Source organism: Thiolapillus sp., from assembly GCF_048562965.1.
In the GTDB taxonomy this organism is placed as follows: domain Bacteria; phylum Pseudomonadota; class Gammaproteobacteria; order Chromatiales; family Chromatiaceae; genus Thiolapillus; species Thiolapillus brandeum_A.
This window is the reverse complement of the sequence record NZ_JBHNMF010000371.1, coordinates 1-3,276: the sequence shown is the minus strand read 5'-3', so window position 1 is coordinate 3,276 and position 3,276 is coordinate 1. Positions and strand designations below refer to the sequence as shown.

The 3,276-nt window shown below is 57.9% G+C and carries 4 protein-coding genes; 1 reads left to right on the top strand and 3 read right to left on the bottom strand.

Features of this window, described 5'->3' with window-relative positions:
• Both ACOCD2_RS14950 and ACOCD2_RS14945 read right to left on the bottom strand, forming a co-directional pair.
• The coding region (locus tag ACOCD2_RS14950; RefSeq protein WP_293649162.1) for an efflux RND transporter periplasmic adaptor subunit at nt 1-670 on the bottom strand (670 nt) is incomplete at its 3' end.
• A gap of 2 nt (nt 671-672) precedes the next feature.
• On the bottom strand, nt 673-999 hold the full coding sequence (locus ACOCD2_RS14945; RefSeq protein ID WP_293652855.1) for a S24 family peptidase: 327 nt from the start codon (nt 997-999) through the stop codon (nt 673-675).
• 161 nt (nt 1,000-1,160) lie between these two features.
• Here ACOCD2_RS14945 and ACOCD2_RS14940 point away from each other — a divergent pair, with 161 nt between their 5' ends.
• Complete coding sequence (locus ACOCD2_RS14940; protein ID WP_293649159.1) at nt 1,161-2,930, top strand: ABCB family ABC transporter ATP-binding protein/permease; 1,770 nt, start codon at nt 1,161-1,163, stop codon at nt 2,928-2,930.
• Between the two features lie 17 nt (nt 2,931-2,947).
• Here the strand turns inward: ACOCD2_RS14940 and ACOCD2_RS14935 are convergent, their stop codons facing one another.
• Nucleotides 2,948-3,229: a hypothetical protein gene (locus ACOCD2_RS14935; protein ID WP_293649157.1), complete on the bottom strand. Its 282-nt coding sequence runs from the start codon at nt 3,227-3,229 to the stop codon at nt 2,948-2,950.
• Nucleotides 3,230-3,276 lie beyond the last annotated feature (47 nt).

The window sequence follows — 3,276 nt, the reverse complement described above, 5'->3', positions numbered from 1 at the left end:
CGCCCGGTATGTCCGGATACATCAGAACCCGGCTGTCAGTTCCAAGATCGGCGAGCATCTGTTCGGAAGCGGGTACCTGGACCACTAGTGATGCCGGATCAGCCAGGGTCAGCAAATGGGTGTTGCGCGGTACGGCATCGCCCGGTTCCACCAGCCGATCGATAATCACGCCATCGTAGGGTGCTTTGATGGTGGTATAACCCATGCGGGTCATCAGGATTTCCACCTCGGCACGGGCCAGTTCCAGCTCGGTCTGAGCTTCCACAAGGTCCTCTTCAGAGGTGGCCTTGGTCTTCCTCAGGCGTTCCAGGCGCGATACTTTTCGCTCGGCCATGGAACTGGTGGCCCTGGCTTTGCGCAGTTCTGCCTGAAGCAGTTCATTGTCCAGCGTGGCGAGGGTATCGCCTTTTCTGACTTTGTTTCCCTCGAACCAGGGAAGACGGGTGATACGTCCTTCTTCCTGGGTATGCACGCGCAGTATATGGCGGTACACCAGCGTGCCGGAACGTTTCCAGGTTTTCGCCACCGGCCGCTCCTGCACTTCGGCGATTTCCACCAGAACGGCAGGGGACTTGTGGGACTGGGATGCCTTGGCAGGCGGTTTGCTGTCACTGCAGGCAGTGAGGGCCGCGAGCAACAGGACGAGCAGGAGTCGGGTGTGACCGGGCATGATCAGTATTCGTAGTGCTTGACTTCCCGCTTGATATTGCGCTGGAGCACCACAGCTTCGGGTTTCCAGTCCAGTCCTTCCAAGGGAATCTCCGGATAGAGATCGTTGAGTGCGATGAGACGCTCACCGTCCTCGTCATTGAGATACTGACGGAACCAGCGGACGCCTTCCACCAGCGTCATGATGTACATACCGTGAGCGCAACGGTCGGTGCGCTCAAGAACGATGATGCAACCATCGGGAAATTCCGGCTCCATGCTGTCTCCCAACACTTGCAGGGCGAACGGCTCATTGTAACTGCAGTCGGTCTGGTTCAGTGATTCTTCCACCGCTGGGCTCTCCTGTTTGTTATCATCAGCAACTTCGTTTCGGGGATGGAAATCCCTGATTTTCAAGGGTTAATTCAAAGGTTCAGTATAACATGGTTCATGCTCGGGAGACGGTTTCCCAAGTCCATAAAAACCGTCGCGATCTGCATAACCTGCGGAATATGCTGCCCTTTCTGTGGGAATTCCGCGGGCGGGCACTGTTTGCGCTGGCCTGCCTCGTATTGTCCAAGGTGGCGAATGTGGGCGTGCCGCTGGTGCTCAAGCAGATCGTGGATGCGCTGGAGAACCGTCCTGGTCAGATGCTGATGCTGCCCCTGAGCCTGCTGCTGGCTTATGGTGCGCTCAAACTTTCCGCGAGTCTGTTCAACGAACTCAGGGATATCGTCTTTGCCAAGGTGCGCTACCGGGCCATGCGGCGCCTGTCGACGCGGGTGCTGGAGCACCTGCACAACCTGTCCCTGCGCTTTCACCTGGAGCGCCAGACCGGGGCCATCAGCCGTGACCTGGAACGGGGCACGCGCTCGGTGTCCCAGATCCTCAACTACATGGCCTTCAGCATATTGCCCATCGTGGTGGAGTTCGTGCTGGTGGGCGGCATTCTGTTCACCCAGTACGATGCGGTGTTCATGATGATCACTTTCGGCACGGTGCTGGTGTACGGCGTGGTGACCGTGGCCGTCACCGAGTGGCGCATGGATTTCCGCCATCACATGAACCGGCTGGATTCCGAAGCCAACTCCCAGGCCATGGACAGCCTGATCAACTATGAGACGGTGAAATACTTTGGCAATGAAAAGCTGGAGGTGAACCGCTTCGACGACAAGCTCAGCGCCTGGGAGCACTGGGCGGTCAAGAGCCAGACTTCCATGTCTCTGCTCAACTTTGCTCAGGGGGCGGTGATTGCCGTGGGTGTCACCCTGGTCATGATCTTCGCTGCCAGAGGCGTGACGGCCGGTGACATGAGCATCGGCGACTTGGTGCTCGTGAATGCCTTTCTGCTGCAGCTGTTCATCCCCCTGGGGTTCCTCGGTATCGTCTACCGGCAGATCAAGTATGCGCTGGCGGACATGGATCTGATCTTCAAACTGCTGGACCGCAAGCCGGAGATACAGGATGCGCCCGATGCCCATCCTCTGGAACTGAAAGGCGGGCGCATATGCTTTGATCAGGTGGATTTCTCCTACCAGCCGGAGCGGGTGATCCTGCAGGGCGTGGATTTAGAAGTACCCTCGGGACACAAACTCGCCATCGTCGGCCACAGCGGCGCAGGAAAGTCCACCATTGCCCGGCTGCTGTACCGTTTCTACGACGTGACAGCCGGCAGTATCCGTATTGATGGCCAGGATCTGCGTGAAGTGACCCAGGAAAGCCTGCGCGCCGCTATCGGCATCGTTCCCCAGGATACGGTACTGTTCAATGACAGCATTTATTACAACATCGCCTATGGGCGCACCTCGGCCAGCCGCGAGGAAGTGGAGCAGGCTGCCGAAATGGCGCATATCCGCGGATTCATCGAAAGCCTGCCCGATGGCTGGGAAACGGTGGTTGGTGAGCGGGGGCTGAAACTGTCCGGCGGTGAAAAGCAGCGGGTGGCCATTGCGCGCGCCATGCTCAAGCGGCCCCAGATCCTGGTGTTCGATGAGGCCACTTCATCCCTGGACAGCAAAACCGAACAAGCCATTCAGAAAACACTGGATCAGGTGGCGCAGCACCATACCACGCTGGTGGTGGCGCACCGCCTTTCCACGGTAGTCGATGCCGATGAGATCCTGGTCATGGACAAGGGACGGGTTTGCGAGCGGGGCACACATCAGGAATTGCTGGACAGGAAGGGCATGTATGCGGAAATGTGGGATCTGCAGCAAAAAAACGGGCTGAGGATAATTCAGCCCGTATCAAACAGGAGCTTCGATGAAAAAGTTCTGTCCTGACAAGATGGGGCCAGGACTTATTGTTTACAAGTACTGCACCAGGTTTCGGTAAGTCTGGCACTGTGCGAGAGCCTGCTCAGAACACAGGAGAAACAGCGCCAGACAGCATTGATGACGCCGATGGCAAAGCCCGTCAGTATCAGTGCCCAGAAAACCTGGGCGATCCAGTCACGCAGCATGACCCCTTCCAGGCCATACATCCGCTGCCAGCCATGGAGAGCGAAGTGAAGGCTGGTAGACCCCAGTAGCCGCGAGGCCGCACTGTTTTCCCGGCGTGCCTTGCGCCAGAGGGAAAACAAAGTAGGCCTCCGAACGCGGCGTCCAGTCATATGGGAGCCAAGTACGG